The organism is Methylobacterium sp. HJ2 (genome assembly GCF_056431005.1).
In genome coordinates this window covers 128,274-146,094 of the sequence record NZ_JBWJYM010000003.1, presented here as the reverse complement: position 1 = coordinate 146,094, position 17,821 = coordinate 128,274, and the positions used below count along the sequence as shown (strand labels likewise).

At 70.4% G+C, this 17,821-nt stretch carries 6 protein-coding genes; 5 read left to right on the top strand and 1 reads right to left on the bottom strand.

All coding sequences use genetic code 11. The annotated features are described in order from the left end of the window. Nucleotides 1-116: 116 nt before the first annotated feature. From treZ to glgB, 5 genes are all read left to right on the top strand, one after another. Complete coding sequence (gene treZ / locus ACS5RC_RS09240) at nt 117-1,922, top strand: malto-oligosyltrehalose trehalohydrolase (protein ID WP_478343561.1); 1,806 nt, start codon at nt 117-119, stop codon at nt 1,920-1,922. Next, nucleotides 1,919-6,814: a malto-oligosyltrehalose synthase gene (locus ACS5RC_RS09235; RefSeq protein WP_478343560.1), complete on the top strand. Its 4,896-nt coding sequence runs from the start codon at nt 1,919-1,921 to the stop codon at nt 6,812-6,814. Before treZ ends, ACS5RC_RS09235 begins: the two co-directional genes overlap by 4 nt. A gap of 207 nt (nt 6,815-7,021) precedes the next feature. After that, a complete protein-coding gene (locus ACS5RC_RS09230) occupies nt 7,022-10,405 on the top strand; it encodes a maltotransferase domain-containing protein (RefSeq protein ID WP_478343559.1) in 3,384 nt (1,127 codons plus the stop codon). 147 nt (nt 10,406-10,552) lie between these two features. Then, a complete protein-coding gene (gene treS, locus ACS5RC_RS09225) occupies nt 10,553-13,813 on the top strand; it encodes a maltose alpha-D-glucosyltransferase (protein ID WP_478343558.1) in 3,261 nt (1,086 codons plus the stop codon). Continuing rightward, a complete protein-coding gene (gene glgB / locus ACS5RC_RS09220) occupies nt 13,814-16,096 on the top strand; it encodes a 1,4-alpha-glucan branching protein GlgB (RefSeq protein WP_478343557.1) in 2,283 nt (760 codons plus the stop codon). Between the two features lie 127 nt (nt 16,097-16,223). Here the strand turns inward: glgB and glgA are convergent, their stop codons facing one another. After that, nucleotides 16,224-17,756: a glycogen synthase GlgA gene (glgA, locus tag ACS5RC_RS09215; RefSeq protein WP_478343556.1), complete on the bottom strand. Its 1,533-nt coding sequence runs from the start codon at nt 17,754-17,756 to the stop codon at nt 16,224-16,226. Between the last annotated feature and the right edge of the window lie 65 nt (nt 17,757-17,821).

Sequence of the window (17,821 nt, the reverse complement as noted above, 5' to 3'; positions counted from 1 at the left end):
GGGCCGGGCCGCCGCGTTAGTTGCGGTGCGGGAACAAGATGGTCCTGGCAGCCTTCTGAGAAGGCGGAGCCGGCCACGCCCGCCTGCCTTTCCGATATGACGAGGATGACGGCTTCATGCGGCGCGCCCACAGCATGGCATTCGGCAGCGAGTTCGTGGACGGCGGCGTGCGCTTCGCGCTCTGGGCGCCGACCGCGACGGACGTGACCCTGGTGATCGACGGCAGCGACCACGCCCTGCCCGAGGCGGGGGAGGGCTGGCGCCGGGCCGTCGTGCCGGCCGTCGCGGCGGGCGCCCGCTACGGCTTCCGGATCGACGGCGATCTCGTGGTGCCCGATCCGGCCTCCCGCTTCCAGCCCGAGGACGTGTCGGGGCTGAGCGAGGTGATCGACCCGCGCGCCTTCGACTGGACCGACGGCGCCTGGACCGGCCGGCCGTTCGAGGAGGCGGTGATCTACGAGACGCATGTCGGCACCGCGACGCCCGAGGGCACCTATGCGGGCCTCGCCGGCAAGCTCGAATACCTGCGCGACCTCGGGGTCACCGCGATCGAGCTGCTGCCGCTCGCCGACTTCAAGGGCAGCCGGAACTGGGGCTACGACGGCGTGCTGCCCTACGCGCCGGACGGCGCCTACGGCCGCCCGGACGACCTCAAGCGCCTGATCGACAGGGCGCATGCCCTCGGGCTGATGGTCTACATCGACGCCGTCTACAACCATTTCGGCCCGGCCGGGAACTACCTCCACGCCTACGCCAAGACCTTCTTCACCGAGAGGCACCAGACCCCCTGGGGCGCCGGGATCAATTTCGACGGCCACGAGAGCGGGCCGACGGTGCGGCAATACTTCATCCAGAACGCGCTCTACTGGCTGGAGGAGTACCATTTCGACGGCATCCGCTTCGACGCGGTGCACGCCATCCTGGACGATTCGGAGACGCATTTCCTCGCCGAGCTCGGCGAGACCGTGCGGGCGACATTCCCGGATCGGCAGATCCACCTGATGCTGGAGAACGAGGCGAACCAGGCGCGCTGGCTGGAGCGCGACGCCGCGGGGCGGCCGCGCCAGCACGACGCGCAATGGGCCGACGACCTGCACCATTGCTGGCACGTCCTGCTGACCGGCGAGGATTCGGGCTATTACGAGAGCTTTGCCGACAAGCCGGTGGAGCGCCTCGCCCGCTGCCTGTCCGAGGGCTTCGCCTACCAGGGCGAGCCCTTCCGGACGCTGGACAACCACCCGCGCGGCGAGCCCTCCGGCCACCTGCCGCCCTCGGCGTTCGTCACCTTCCTGCAGAACCACGATCAGGTCGGCAATCGCGCGCTCGGCGAGCGCCTGAGCCATCTCGCCGACCCCCGGAAGCTCGATCTCGCGCGCGGCGGCTTCCTGCTCGCGCCCCAGATCCCGATGCTGTGGATGGGCGAGGAATGGTCGGCCTCGACGCCGTTCCTGTTCTTCGTCGACTTCGCGCCCGACGACGAGCTGAACAAGGCGGTCCGCGAGGGACGCCGCCGCGAGTTCAAGAGCTTCGCGGCCTTCGCCGACGACACCTCGAAGATCCCGGATCCGACCGCGGCGCAGACCTTCGCCGATTCGAAGCTCGACTGGTCCGAGCTGGGGCGCTCGCCGCACCGCGAGGTGCTGGCCGAGACCAAGCGCCTGCTGGGGCTGCGCCGCGACGTCGTCGTGCCGCTCGCCAAGTCCGGCTCTCGCGGCGCCACCGCCACGCTGCCGCGGCCGGACGTGGTCGATTGCACGTGGCGCTTCGGCGCCGGCACGCTCCGCTTCGTCGCCAATGTCGGCGCCGACGCGTTCGCGGTCGACACCCGGGGCGCCCGCGCGCTCTGGACCAACGCGCCCGACGGCACGGGCGCGACTCTGCCGGGCTGGACCGGCGTCTTCCTGACGGATACCGCGCAGTGAGCAGCACTCTCGAACGTCTGGCCGACCTCGTCGGCGTCGCAGGCGGCTACACCGATGCGTTCGGCAAGCCCGTCGAGACACCTCTGGAGGTCCGCCGCGGCCTGCTCGCGGCCCTCGGCTTCCGCGTCGACAGCGAGGCGGAGATCGCCGGGAGCCTGCGCGCCGTCGAGGCCCTGCGCAGCGGGCCGATCCCGCCGCTGCTGCCGGTCGAGGCCCGCCGCGCCGCGCGGGTGCCGGTGCGGGCGCAGGCCGGGATCCTGACCTGGCGGGTCGAGGACGAGCGCGGTGCCGTGCGCGAGGGCCGCGCCACGCTCACGGGCGCCGAGCCGTCCTTCGAGCTGCCGCCTCTGACGCCGGGCTACCACCATCTCGCGGTCAGCCTCGGCGAGACCCGGGCCCAGGCCTGGATCATCGCGGCGCCGCAGCGCTGCTGGCGCCCGCGCGCCTACGCGGACGAGGGCGCGACCGATTGGGGTCTCGCGGCCCAGCTCTACGGCCTGCGCTCGGACAGCAATATCGGCATCGGCACCTACGCGGATGCGGGACGGGCCGCGCACGATGCGGGCCTGCGCGGCGCCTCCTTCCTGGGCCTGAGCCCGGTCCACGCCCTGTTCGGGGCGGACCGGACCAAGATCTCGCCCTACTCGCCCTCCTCGCGGCTCTTCCTCGAGACCCTGTTCCTGTCGCCCGACAGCCTGCCGGGCTTCGCGGGCTCGCGGGCGGAGGCGCAGCTGCGCGAGGCGGGCCGGGCGGTGGCCGCGCTGCGCGACGCGTCCCTGGTCGATCACCAGGGCGTCTGGGACGTGCTCGCGCCCGTGCTCGCGACCCTGTGGGCGGATTCGCCCGCGCGCGCCGGCGAGGATGCCGGCTTCCGTGCCTTCCGCGAGGCCGGCGGCGAGACCCTGCAATCGCATGCCCTGTTCGAGGCGCTCTCGGCCCATTTCAAGACCGCCGGTGCGCATTGGCTCGGCGACTGGCCGGAGGCGTACCGCCGCGCCGGCACCGAGGCGGTCCGGGCCTTCGAGACCGAGCATGCCGACGCCGTGAGCTTCCACGCCTGGCTGCAATACCTCGCCGACGCGCAGCTCAGGGCCGCCTCCGAGACGGCGCTCGCCGCCGGCATGCGGATCGGGCTCTACCGCGACCTCGCGGTCGGTGCCGACCGGGGCGGCTCCGAGATCTGGTCGCATCCCGAGCGCTTCGCCAACGGCGTCTCGATCGGCGCGCCGCCCGATCTCCTGGCGCCGAAGGGCCAGGATTGGGGCCTGCCGGCCTTCGACCCCCTGGAGATGGAGCGGGACGGGTTGGCGGCCTTCCGGGCGCTGGTCCAGGCCAACATGCGCCATGCCGGCGCGATCCGGATCGACCACGCCTTCCAGCTCGCGCGCCTGTTCCTGATCCCGCTCGGCGGCTCGGCCCATGACGGCGCCTACGTGGCGATGCCGTTCGAGCCGATGCTGGCCGTGCTGCGGCTGGAGAGCCACCGGAACAAGTGCCTCGTCATCGCCGAGGATCTCGGCACCGCGCCGGAGGGCTTCTCGGACGCGCTGATGCGCGCCGGCATCCTCAGCTACCGCATCCTCGCCTTCGAGCGGGAGGGCGACGGGCGCTTCAAGGCGCCGGGCGCCTATCCGCGCGACGCGCTCACCGCCATCACCACGCACGACCTGCCGACCTTCGTCGGCTGGTGGCGCGGCGTCGACACCGACACCCGGCAGGCGCTCGGCCTCTACGATCAGGACCGGGCCGAGGCCGAGCGGGGCGAGCGCGTCACCGAGCGGCGCCGGCTCACCGAGGCCCTGGCCGGCGCGCAGCTCCTGCCGAACTCCGATCCGCCCGACGCCGCGCCCTTCGAGGCCGCCGCGCGCTACCTCGCCCGCGCGCCCTCGATCCTCACGGCCGTCCAGTACGAGGACGTGATCTCCGAGCTCTCCCAGGCCAACGTGCCGGGCTCGACGGAGGGCTACCCGAACTGGCGGCGCAAGCTCGACCGCGACCTGACGGCGATCGCCGAGCCGAACGGGCCGCTGGCCAAGCTCGCCGCCTCGCTCTCGGCGGAGGAGCGCGGCCCGCATTCGGGCGCCGCGCGGCTCGCCGCGCCGCCGCCGCGGGCGACCTACCGGCTGCAGTTCCACAAGGACTTCACCTTCGCGGATGCGGAGGCGATCGTCCCCTACCTCGCCAAGCTCGGCATCAGCCACGTCTACGCTTCGCCGCTCCAGAAGGCGCGCCCGGGCTCGACGCACGGCTACGACATCGTCGATCACGGCGCGATCAACCCGGAACTCGGCGGCGAGGCGGGCTTCGTGCGCCTCTCCGACGCGCTGCGGGCGCACGGGCTGAAGCTCCTGCTCGACATCGTGCCGAACCACATGGGCGTCGGCGGCGCCGACAACCCGTGGTGGCTCTCCGTGCTCGAATGGGGGCCGCTCTCGCCCTTCGCCCACGCCTTCGACATCGACTGGGAGCGGCTCGGCGCCAACCGCAACCTCGTGATCCCGTTCCTGGGCGACCGCTACGGCGAGGCCCTGGAGAAGGGCACGCTGGAGCTGAAATTCGACGCGGAGGCCGGCGCCTTCAGCGTCTGGCACTACGAGCACCAGTTCCCGATCCGCCCGCTCAACTACCCGACGATCCTCAACCGGGTGCTGGCCGCCCTGGGCGCCGTCGGCGACGAGGCCTCAGCCGAGCTGATGGCGATCTCCGAGCGCCTGCGCACCATGGGCGAGGAGGCGAATCCCGAGCGTCGCCGCGGCTTCCCGGAGGAGGCTGAGGGGCTGAAGCAGCGTCTCGCCGCCGTCCACGCGGCCTCGCCCGCGATCCGCGACGCGATGGAGCGGGGCCTGAAGCTCCTCAACGGCGTCAAGGGCTACCCCGACAGCTTCGGCCCGCTGCACCGCCTGCTGGAGAGCCAGGCCTACCGCCTCGCCCATTGGCGCGTGGCCTCGAGCGACATCAACTACCGGCGCTTCTTCGACGTGAACTCCCTCGCGGGCCTGCGCGTCGAGAAGACGGACATCTTCCACCGCTCGCACGAGACGGTGTTCCGGCACGTCCGGGAGGGCCGGATCGACGGCCTGCGCATCGACCACATCGACGGGCTCGCCGACCCGCTGGGCTATGCCCGCGCCCTCCAGGCCGCGGTCGGTCCCGGCTTCTACGTGGTGGTCGAGAAGATCCTGGAGCCGGGCGAGCGGCTGCGCCCCTGGCCGGTCGCCGGGACCACCGGCTACGACGTGCTCAACCAGCTCGACGGGATCCTGGTCGACAAGGAGAAGGCCGCCAAGGTCCGCCGGCTCTACGCCTGGGCCTCGGGGATCGATGCCGGCTACGGGACGCAGCTGCGCGCCGCCAAGGCCGAGATCCTGGAGATCAGCTTCGCGAGCGAGCTGGAGGTGCTGACCACGGACCTCAAGGAAGCCGCCGACGCCGACCGGCGCACCCGCGATTTCTCGGTGAACGCGATCCGGCGCGCCCTGATCGAGATCATCGCCCGCTTCCCGACCTATCGCAGCTACCTCCCGGCCGAGCTGGAGGATGCGGAGATCGAGGTCGAGGACGTGCGCCTGATCGAGGGCGCGGTGGCCAAGGCCAAGCGCTGGAGCACGCTGCCCGACCGCTCGGTGCACGATTTCGCCGAGAACGTCCTGCTCGGGCGCGTCGAGACCTCGGGGCCGGGTCGTCCCGATCCGCGCGTGGTCCTGCGCTTCCGCCGCCGCTTCCAGCAGCTGACCGGCCCGGTCATGGCCAAGAGCCTGGAGGACACGCTGTTCTACCGCTACGCCATGCTGCTCGGCCTCAACGAGGTCGGCGGCGATCCGGGCGAGTACGGCCTCGACGCGGAGCATTTCCACGCGCTCCAGGCCGCCCGCGCCCGCGACTGGCCGAACGCGATGATCACCACGGCCACGCACGACACCAAGCGCGGCGAGGATGCGCGCTCCCGCCTGCTCGCGCTCTCGGAGATGCCCGAGGACTGGGCCCGCGCCTGGGATCTCTGGCGCGCCGCCGCAGGCCCCCATCTCGGCACCATCGACGACGAGCCGGCGCCCGACGCCAACGACCAGTGGATGTTCTTCCAGGCGATCCTCGGCGCGTGGCCGCTGGAGCTCCTGGACGGCGACGACGCGGACGCGATCACGGATTTCCACGATCGCCTCTGCGCCTACGCCGAGAAGGCGATGCGCGAGGGGAAGCGCCGCTCGAGCTGGGTCAACGTCGACGAGGCCTACGAGGGCGCGGTCAAGGCGCTGTTCGGCAAGCTGATCGCGCCGGGCTCGGACTTCCTGCGGACCCTCCGCCCGTTCGCGCAGCGGCTCGCCCATCTCGGCATGCTGGCGGGCCTCGGCCGCACCGTCCTCAAATGCACGCTGCCGGGGCTGCCCGACACCTACCAGGGCACCGAGTTCTGGGATTTCTCCTTCGTCGATCCCGACAACCGGCGCCCCGTGGACTACCCGGCACTGGCCCGGGCCCTGGAGGAACAGGGCAGCCCCGCCGACCTCCTCGCGTCCTGGCGGGACGGACGGGTGAAGCAGGCGGTGCTGGCCCGCCTCCTCGCCGAGCGGGCGGAGCGGCCCGCCTTCTACGCCGACGCCGAGTACCGGGCGCTCGAGGCGGAGGGAGAGGGCGCTCACCATGTCCTCGCCTTCCTGCGCTCGGACCCCGCGGGCGGCGGAGACGATCTCGTCGTCGTCCTGCCCCGCCTCGTGGCCCGGCGCGTCGGCGACGCGGTCTGGTCGGGCGAGGCCTTCGCCGGCACCGCGCTCGAACTCGGCCCGGACCGGCGCTGGCGCGATCTGGTGACGGGGGAGATCCGCAGCGGCGGCCGCGTCGATTGCGCCGAGCTGTTCCGGCACCTGCCCTTCGCGGTCCTGCGACGGACGGACTGACATCTTCGCACCCTAGAAGCGCCCGGATGCCGGGGACGGTCGCCGATCTCGGCACAGGGCCGGCCTTCGGGCGTTAGTGCAGTGTCCGCCGACCTGGCCGCCGGTTCGGCGCGAGACGATGCGGCAGAGCAATGAGACGCCGTGCTCCGGGATCAAAGGACCCTGGAGGACGGCTGAATCCGACACGACGGACCCGATGAGGCCAGCATGAACGCACCGACCCCCGCGACGACGGCCAAGGCCGCACCGGCGACCGGCGTCGAGCCCCTGCCGGCCGCCTTCGCGCCGCGGGCCGAGGGCCCACGCATCTACAACCTGTTCCCCCTGCTGGTCGGGCGGGTCTCCGACTGGACCCGGGAATTGCCGCGGATCGCCGATCTCGGCTTCGACTGGGTCTATCTCAACCCGTTCCACCAGACCGGCGGCTCGGGCAGCCTCTACGCGGTGGCCGATCCCGAGCGCCTCGACGACCGCTTCCGCGATCAGGACGGCCGCTCGGACGACGACCAGATCCGCGGCTTCTGCGCCGCGGCCAAGGATCTCGGCCTGCGGGTGATGACGGATCTGGTGATCAACCACACCGCCAATGACGGCCGGCTCGCGCAGGAGAGGCCCGACCTCTTCGCCAAGGATGCGGAGGGCAACATCGCGAGCCCCGCGGCGGTCGATCCAGACGATCCGTCGATCCGCACCGTCTGGGGGGATCTCGCCGAGCTCGACTATCACGCGCCGGCCGCCCGGGACGAGCTGACCCGGATCTGGGCGGCCTATATCGCCCATCTTCAGGGGCTCGGCGTCGGCGGCTTCCGCTGCGACGCCGCCTACATGGTGCCGGCCGAGACCTGGGGGATCCTGATCGCGGAGGCCAAGGCGCGCGATCCCGAGAGCCTGTTCGCGGCCGAGACGCTGGGCTGCACCTTCGAGCAGGCGCGCACCACCGCGGGCGCCGGGTTCGACTACCTGTTCAATTCCTTCGCGTGGTGGGACCTGAAGAAGTCCTGGGCGATCGAGAACTACGAGCGGCTGCGCACCATCGCGCCCTCCATCGCCTTCCCGGAAAACCACGACATGGGCCGCATCGCCGCCGAAGTCATCGGCGGCCCGGAGGCGGTCGCCGCGCACCTGCGCAGCCGCTACGCGCTCGCGGCGTTCTTCTCGGCGGGCGTGCTGATGCCGATCGGCTACGAGTGGGGCTACCGGCGCAAGCTCCACGTCGTCGACACGACCCCGTCGTCGCGCGAGCACGAGACCGGCATCGACATCTCCGCATCGATCGCCGCGATCAACCGGCTCCGGGCCGAGTTGCCGGCCGCCAACGTCGAGGGCGCGCAGGTGCGCCTGACGGGGCCGGACGCCGATCTCGTCGCGCTCGCGCGGTACGACACCGGGCATCACGCCTCGGCCCGGCACGCCATCTTGGTGCTCTACAACCCGACCGACCACCCGGTGCCCGTCGATGCGGGGGCGCTGATCGCCCGGACGGGCGGCCTGCTGGGGCCCTTCGTCGACCGCACGCCCGAGGCCGAGCCGATCGCCTTCCATCCGGGCAGCGCCATCGACCTCGCGCCCGGCGAGCTCCGCATCGTCGCGGCCGAGGCCGCCCGCGTCGCGCGGCTGCCCGCGAACGACCGGCCGGACGGGACGGGCCGCGTCGTGATCGAGGCGGTGAGCCCGGAACTCGACGGCGGACGCTCGCCGGTGAAGCGGATCGTGGGCGAGTCGCTGCGCGTCGAGGCGGACATCTTCTCGGACGGCCACGAGATCATCGATGCGGCCATCCTGTCGCGCGTGGCCGGGACCGCGGAGTGGCGCCGCGACCCGATGGTGTTCGTCGACAACGACCGCTGGGGCGGGCACTTCCCGCTGGAGCGGAACGCCCGCTACGAGTTCACCATCGAGGCGTGGCGCGACGGCTTCTCGTCGTGGATGCGCGACACCCTGAAGAAGCGCGACGCGGGCGTCGACGTGCGCCTCGAGACGATCGAGGGCGTCACCCTGGTGCAGAACGCCGCCGATCTCGCCGAGGGGCGCGATCGCGACCGCCTCGCCGCGCTGGTCGCAGCGCTCGCCGCCGAGGAGACCGGCTCGGCCGCCCAGCTCGACCGCATCCTGCAGCCCGATTCCGTGCGGCTCGTCCGGGCGAACGCCGAGCGCGTCAATCTCTCGCGCTACCCCGTGACGATCCCGGTGATCGCCGACCGTCTCGCGGCCCGGTTCTCGGCCTGGTACGAGATCTTCCCGCGCTCGCAATCGATGGACCCGAACCGGCACGGCACCTTCGACGACGTGATCCGGCGCCTGCCCGAGATCCGCGAACTCGGCTTCGACGTGCTCTACTTCACGCCGATCCATCCCGTGGGGCGCACCAACCGCAAGGGCAAGAACAACACCCTGAAGGCCGAGCCCGGCGACGTCGGCTCCGTCTACGCCGTCGGCGCGGAGGAGGGCGGACACGAGGCCGTCCATCCCGATCTCGGCACCCTGGAGGACTTCGCCCGGCTCGTGGCCGCGAGCCATGCCTACGGCATGGAGATCGCGCTCGATTTCGCGATCCAGTGCTCGCCCGACCATCCCTGGATCAAGGACCATCCCGAGTGGTTCGAGTGGCGCCCCGACGGGACGCTCAAGTTCGCCGAGAACCCGCCGAAGAAGTACGAGGATATCTCGAACGTCCATTTCTACGGCGGCGCGCTGCCCTCGCTCTGGATCGAGCTGCGCGACATCCTGCTCGGCTGGTGCGCGCGGGGCGTGCGCATCTTCCGGGTCGACAACCCGCACACCAAGCCGATCCCGTTCTGGGAATGGGTGATCGGCGAGGTCAACGGCCGCTATCCGGACGCCATCTTCCTCGCCGAGGCCTTCACCCGGCCGAAGATGATGAAGAAGCTCGCCAAGGCCGGCTATCAGCAGAGCTACACCTACTTCACTTGGCGCAACACCAAGCAGGAGCTGACCGAATACGCGCTCGAGCTGGCCGGGGAGATGGGCGAATACTACCGGCCGAATTTCTTCGCCAACACGCCCGACATCAACCCGTACTATCTCCAGACCAGCGGGCGCGCGGGCTTCGTCGTCCGGGCGACGCTCGCGGCGACGCTCTCCTCCGTCTACGGCATCTACAACGGCTTCGAGATGTGCGAGGCCGCGCCGTACCCGGGCAAGGAGGAATACCTCAACTCGGAGAAGTACGAGATCAAGGCCTGGGACTATCACCGGCCCGGCAATATCCGCGAGCACATCATCAAGCTCAACCAGATCCGGCGCGAGAACCCGGCGCTGTGGGACTTCCGCAACGTGGTCTTCACCGGCGCCTTCAACGACCAGATCATCGCCTACGCCAAGACGACGCCCGAGCGCGACAACTGCGTCCTGGTGATGGTCAACCTCGATCCGAAGAACCGCCAGGAATGCACCTACGAGGTGCCGCTCTGGCTGTTCGGCCTGCCCGACGACGCCGCGGTCGAGGTCGAGGACCTGCTGCAGGGCTATACCTTCGAGCTGCGCGGCAAGTCGCACCGCATCGCGCTCGATCCGGCCGAACGATCCTGCGTGATCTGGCGCCTTCGGGTGCCGCGTCGGGTTGCGGGATGAGGCGCAGCGTGCGACCAGACACCGGCGCGGCGGCAGCCGCCGCGCTGTTGCCAAGATGATGCGGTCAAGCCGTATCCTCCGTTCACGCGCCGACTCGCTCGGGCGGGACCGGCAAAGCCCTGACCCGACGCATGAGGCAGCGACGCGATGATCGATCGCAGCGATCCGCAATGGTACCGTGACGCCATCATCTACCAGATCCACGTCAAGTCGTTCTTCGACGCGAACAATGACGGGATCGGGGATTTCGAGGGCCTGACCCAGCGGCTCGATTACGTCCGCGACCTCGGCGTCACGGCGATCTGGCTGATGCCGTTCTACCCCTCGCCCCTGCGCGACGACGGCTACGACATCGCCGATTACCGCGAGGTCAATCCGTCCTACGGCACGATGGAGGATTTCCGGGCCTTCGTGGAGGCGGCCCACGCGCGCGGCCTGCGCGTCATCACCGAGCTCGTCATCAACCACACCTCGGACCAGCATCCCTGGTTCCAGCGGGCCCGCGAGGCGCCTCCCGGCAGCCCCGAGCGCGACTTCTACGTCTGGTCGGACACCGACGAGCCGTACAAGGATACCCGGATCATCTTCCTCGACACCGAGGTCTCGAACTGGACCTGGGATCCGGTCGCCAAGCAGTATTTCTGGCACCGCTTCTACAGCCACCAGCCCGACCTGAACTTCGACAATCCGGCCGTGCTCGAGGCCGTGATCGAGGTGATGCGCTACTGGCTCGACATGGGCGTCGACGGTCTGCGCCTCGACGCGATCCCCTACCTGATCGAGCGCGACGGCACGAACTGCGAGAATCTGCCGGAGACCCACACGGTCATCAAGGCGATCCGCGCGGCGCTCGACGCGAGCTATCCCGACCGGATGCTGCTGGCGGAAGCCAACCAGTGGCCGGAGGAGACAGCCCAGTATTTCGGCGACGGGGACGAGTGCCACATGGCATTCCACTTCCCGCTGATGCCGCGCATGTACATGGCGATCGCCCGCGAGGACCGGCACCCGATCACCGACATCATGCGCCAGACCCCGGAGATCCCGGAGGGCTGCCAATGGGCGATCTTCCTGCGCAACCACGACGAGCTGACGCTCGAGATGGTGACCGCGGAGGAGCGCGACTACCTCTGGTCGTTCTACGCCGCCGAGCGCCGCGCGCGGATCAACCTCGGCATCCGCCGCCGCCTCGCGCCGCTGCTGGAGAACGATCGCCGCAAGATCGAGCTGATGAAGTCCCTCGTCCTGTCGATGCCCGGCACGCCGGTGCTCTATTACGGCGACGAGATCGGCATGGGCGACAACATCTATCTGGGCGATCGCGACGGCGTGCGCACGCCGATGCAATGGTCGCCCGACCGCAACGGCGGCTTCTCGCGCGCCAACCCGCAGCGGCTGTTCCTGCCCTCCGTCCAGGATCCGATCTACGGCTTCGACGCCATCAACGTCGAGGCGCAGACCCAGGCGCAGACCAGCCTGCTGAACTGGACGCGGCGCATGATCGCGATTCGCAACAACAGCGTCGCCCTCGGCCGCGGCTCGATCCAGTTCCTCTATCCGTCGAACCGCAAGGTGCTGGCCTGGATCCGCGAGTTCGAGGGCGAGCGCATCCTGTGCGTGGCCAACCTCTCGCGCGCGCCGCAGGCCGTGCAGCTCGACCTGTCGGAGCTGCGCAGCGCCATCCCGATCGAGCTCACCGGCGGCACCGAATTCCCGGCGATCGGCGAGCTGCCCTACCTGCTGACGCTCCCCTCCTACGGCTTCTACTGGTTCTCGCTGTCCTCCGCGAATACCGGCGCGATCGGCCCGCGGCAGGAGGCGCCGGAGCTGTTCACCCTGGTGCTCACCGGCGGGATCGAGAGCCTGGTCGCCGGCCGTGAGCGCACCGCCTTCGAGCGGACCGTGATCCCGCCCTTCCTGGCGACCCGGCGCTGGTTCGGCGCCAAGGGCTCGCGCATCAAGAGCGTGCAGATCGTCGATTGCGCGGCGGTCAAGGAGGGCAACGGCGAGGCGCGTTTCTTGCTGCCGCGGGTCGCCGTCCAGCTCTCGAACGGCGAGCGGCAGGAATACTTCGTGCCCGTCGGCGTCGACGAGGGCCGCGAGGACGAGGCGCTGATGGAATTCGCCGTCGCCCGCGTCCGGCGTGGGCCCCGCACCGGCTTGCTCTACGGCGCCGCCGGCTCGGCCGACTTCGCCGTCTGCCTGATCGAGGGCATGCGCACGGGCCGCGAGATCGAGACCGAGTGCGGCAAGCTTGTCTTCTCCGCGACCTCGGCCTTCGATCACCAGACCGCCGTCGAACCCGGCGACGTGCGCCGGCTCTCGGCGGAGCAGAGCAACACCTCGATCGCCATCGGCAGCCGCATGATGCTGAAGCTGCTGCGCCGCCTGCAGCCCGGCACGCATCCGGAGATCGAGATCGGGCGCTTCCTCACGGAGACGGCGCAGTTCACCAACACGCCGCCCCTGCTCGGCACCCTGGAATATGTCGGGGCGGACGGCACGCGCACGGCGCTGGCGGTGCTCCAGGGCTTCGTGGCCAACCAGGGCGATGCCTGGACGATGATGCTCGAGGGCCTGCGCCGCGACTTCGAGACGGTCGTGCTGGCGCCCGAGAGCGAGGCGCCCACCCCCGAGGAGGCGTTCGGCGATCACCTGCGCTGGGCGGAACTCCTCGGCCGGCGCACCGCCGAGATGCACCGCGCCCTGGCCACGCCGACCGACGATCCGGCCTTCGCGCCCGAGCCGTTCACGGCGGAGGACCTCGCGGTGCTGGCGGGCGACACCCGCCATCAGGCCGAGCGCGCCTTCCGGGGCGTCAAGGGCGTGGTCGAGCGCGGCCTCGACCGGCCGGCCGTTCAGGAGCTGGCCGGCCGGCGCGGCGAGGTCGAGGCGCTGATCGAGCGCCTGACGCGCGCCGTCCCGACGGGCGCGCACAAGTCGCGCATCCACGGCGACTATCATCTCGGCCAGGTTCTGGTCTCGGAGGGCGATCTCGTCATCGTCGACTTCGAGGGCGAGCCCTCGCGGCCGGCGGACGAGCGGCGGGCGAAATCGACTCCGCTGCGCGACGTCGCCGGGATGTTGCGTTCCTTCGCCTACGGCGCCGAGACGGTGATCCGCGAGATCGCCAGCCGCTTCGCCGATTCCGAGGCCCGCGGACGCGCCGCCGCGGTGGCGTGGCGCGGCATGATCGAGGACGCCTTCCTGACGGGCTACGCCGACGCGGTGGCGGGCAGCACGGCCGCCGTCGAGGACGCGGCCACGCAGGCCGCCCTGCTGAAGCTCTGCCTGCTGACCAAGGCGCTCTACGAGATCGACTACGAGGCCAACAACCGTCCGGACTGGATCGAAATCCCGGCACGCGGGGTTCTCAACATTCTGGATGAATCCACGAGAGGCGACTGAATGACGGCGATCGACGAGACCTTCGCACCCGGCACCGACCACGGGTCGGCCCCCCACCGGGTCGCGGATGTCCCGCAGGCGGCTGCGCCGACGCGGCCGAGCCTTCATCCCGACGCGATCAAGGCCGTGATGACGGCCGATCACGGCGATCCCTTCGCGGTGCTGGGCCCGCATATGGTCAGCCCCGGCTTCTGGGAGGTGCGCGCCGTCCTGCCCGAGGCCCGCAGCGCGACGCTGCTGGTCGCGGGAAGCCGCATCCCGTTCGAGCGGCGCCACGCCGACGGGTTCTTCATCGCGCCGGTGAAGAGCGAGGGCCGGCCGCTCTACGAGATCGAGGTCGAGTTCTGGGACGGCTCGACGCGCCGCCGCTACGATCCCTACAGCTTCGGCTCATCCCTTGAGCAACACGACATCAACACCCTGCGCGAGACCGGGACCAACGTGGTCTACCGGATCCTCGGCGCGCAGCTCGGCACGCTCGACGGGATCGACGGCTTCCGCTTCGCCGTCTGGGCGCCCAACGCCCGCCGTGTCAGCGTGGTCGGCGATTTCAACGATTGGGACGGCCGGCGGCACGTGATGCGCCTGTGGCCGGACGGCGGCGTCTGGGAGCTGTTCGTGCCCGGTCTCAAGGCCGGTCAGTGCTACAAGTACGAGATCCGCGGCCCCGGCGGCGCCGTCCTGCCGCTCAAGGCCGATCCGGTGGCGTTCCGCGCCCAGCACCCGCCCGAGACCGCCTCGGTCCTCCAGGGCACCAGCGAGTTCGACTGGCACGACAAGGGCTGGATGGAGGGACGCGGCAAGCGCGACCCGCGCCACGCGGCGATCTCGATCTACGAGGTCCATCTCGGCTCCTGGGCCCGGGTGCCGGATGAGGGCAACCGCTACCTCACCTACAAGGAGCTCGGTGAGCGCCTGATCCCCTACGTCAAGGAGATGGGCTTCACCCATATCGAGCTGCTGCCGATCACCGAGTTCCCGTTCGACGGCTCATGGGGCTACCAGCCGGTCTCCCTGTTCGCGCCGACGAGCCGGTTCGGCACGCCCGAGGATTTCGCGGCGTTCGTGAACACGGCCCACGAGGCCGGCATCGGCGTCATGCTCGACTGGGTGCCCGGGCACTTCCCCCTCGATGCGCACGGGCTCGGGCTGTTCGACGGGACGCACCTCTACGAGCATGCCGACCCCCGCCAGGGCTTCCACCAGGATTGGGGGACCTACATCTACAATTTCGGCCGGGCGGAGGTCGCGACCTTCCTGACCGCCAACGCGCGCTTCTGGCTGGAGCACTTCCACCTCGACGGCCTGCGCGTGGATGCGGTCGCCTCCATGCTCTACCTCGACTACTCGCGCCGGGCGGGCGAGTGGATCCCGAACCAGTACGGCGGCAACGAGAACCTCGACGCGATCCATTTCCTGCGGAAGACCAACGAGGCCACCTACAGCCACGCCCCCGGCACCATCACGGTGGCGGAGGAATCGACGTCCTGGCCGGGCGTCTCGCACCCGACCTACACGGGCGGCCTCGGCTTCGGCTTCAAATGGAACATGGGCTGGATGCACGACACCCTGGAGTTCATCTCGAAGGAGCCGATCCACCGGCGCTACCATCACCACGACCTCACCTTCGGCCTGCTCTACGCCTTCTCCGAGAACTTCGTGCTGCCGCTCTCCCACGACGAGGTGGTGCACGGAAAGGGCTCGCTGCTGGGCAAGATGCCGGGCGACCGCTGGCAGAAATTCGCGAACCTGCGCGCCTATTTCGGCTTCATGTGGGGCCATCCGGGCAAGAAGCTGCTCTTCATGGGCGGCGAGTTCGGGCAGGAGCGGGAGTGGAACCACAACCAGTCGCTGGACTGGCATCTGCTCGACGATCCTCTGCACCGGGGCGTCAAGGATGCGATCCGCGACCTCAACCATCTCTACACCGCGACGCCGGCGCTGCACGGGCGCGATGCGGAGGCCGCCGGGTTCCAGTGGCTGGTCGCCGACGACCAGGACAACAGCGTCATCGCCTGGGCCCGCAAGGGCAAGGAGCCGGGCGAGATCGCGATCGTCGTCTCGAACTTCACGCCGGTCCCGCGCGAGGGCTACCGCGTCGGCGTCCCGCAAGCGGGCTATTACCGCGAGGCCTTCAACTCGGATGCCGGGATCTACGGCGGCTCGAACGTCGGCAACATGGGCGGCCTGCACACCGAGGACGCGCCGAGCCACGGCCAGGGGCAATCGCTCAACCTCACCCTGCCGCCGCTCGCGACGATGATCCTGGTGCTGCAGGGCTGAGGGACCGGAGCTCGCAACGCGGGCGGCGCCCGACGACGGACACAGATCGGGCCCCGCTCCAGCTGGAGCGGGGCCCGTTTCGTCAGGGTCCAGGTCTGGGCCTCAGGTCGCACGCCAGCGCGTGGCGTCAGGCCGCGCGCCAGCGCGTGGCGGCGTGGTTGCCCATGGCACGGGCGTAGAGAGCCGCGTAGTTCGCCGCCGAGCCGTCCCAGCCGAAGCTGCGGCCCATCGCCTGCCGACGCATCGCGTTGAGGCGCTTCTTCTGGCCGAAGGTGTCGAGGGCCCGTCGCACCGCGCCGGTGAAGCCCGGACCGCCCTGATCGGCGAAGCTGAAACCGGTCACGCCGTCCTCGACGGTGTCCGCGAGGCCGCCTGTGCGGCGCACGATCGGAAGTGAGCCGAAGCGCTGCGCGTACATCTGCGCGAGGCCGCAGGGCTCGAAGCGGGAAGGCATCAGCAGGAAGTCGCTGCCCGCGAACATCCGGCGCGCCTCGGCCTCCTCGAAGCCCACATGGACGCCGACCGAATCCGGGTGCCGGCGGGCCAGGTTGCGCAGCGCCGTCTCGAACCGGCCCTCGCCCTGGCCGATCACCACCATCTGGCCGCCCTCGGCCACGATGGTCTCGGCCGCCTGGATCGAGAGATCGATGCCCTTCTGGTGCACCAGCCGCGACACGATGGCGAAGAGCGGCCCGCGGGAGACGGCGAGGCCGAAGCGCCGACGCACCGCCTCGGCGTTGGCGCGCTTGCCCTTCCAGTCATCCGCGTCGAAGCGCGTGGCGAGATGCGGGTCGGTGCGCGGGTCCCAGCTCTCGTCGATGCCGTTGAGGATCCCGGCGAGGCGGCCCTGGGAGGCCCGGGTGCGCAAAAGCCCGTCGAGGCCGCAGCCCATGTCGGGCGTCTGGATCTCGCGGGCGTAGGTCTCGCTCACTGTGGTGACGTAGGAGGCGTAGTAGATGCCAGCCTTCAGGAACGAGAGCTGACCATAGAACTCCACACCGTTCATCTGGAAGGCGGTGTCCGGCACCCCGAGACGCGCGAGATTTCCCTGCGGGAACAGCCCCTGATACGCGAGGTTGTGGATCGTCAGCACCGTCGGCACCCGTGCGCCGCGCCAAGCCAGATAGGCCGGCGCCAGAGCCGCCTGCCAGTCGTTGAGATGCAGGAGATCCGCGCTCCAGGTTGGGTCGGCGCCCTGGGTGAGTTCGGCCGCCGCGAGGCTCAGCCGGGCGAAGCGCAGATCGTTGTCGGCGAAATCCCCGCGCGCATCGCCGTAGGGCGTGCCGTCGCGGTCGAACAAGTCGTCGTTCAGGAGGACATAGATGCGCAGGCCGTCGGCCGTCTCGATCAGGCCGAGGTCGCAGGGAGGCACGTGGGCATAGCCCTCCAGGCGTCCCACCACGGGGATGTCCGGGTGCGCGCTCAGCACCTGCCGGTAGCCCGGGATCAGGACGCGCACGTCGAAACTCTGGCGCAGGGCGCGCGGCAGGGCTCCGGCGACCTCGCCCAGGCCGCCGGTCTTGACGAAATCGGACATCTCCGGGGTCGAGAACAGGACCCGGGGCTTCAGCGATGTTCGGGGATCGAGACTCGGATTATGAGACGCGTGCGCCTGCTGCGGCTCCAGGCTTTCGGCGCCCGAGCGACCCCACAATGCCATCGCAGCGTTCTCATTGCGGGCGCAACGCCCGGGACGGGCTGAGGCGCCCGCGGCCAAGTTCGTCA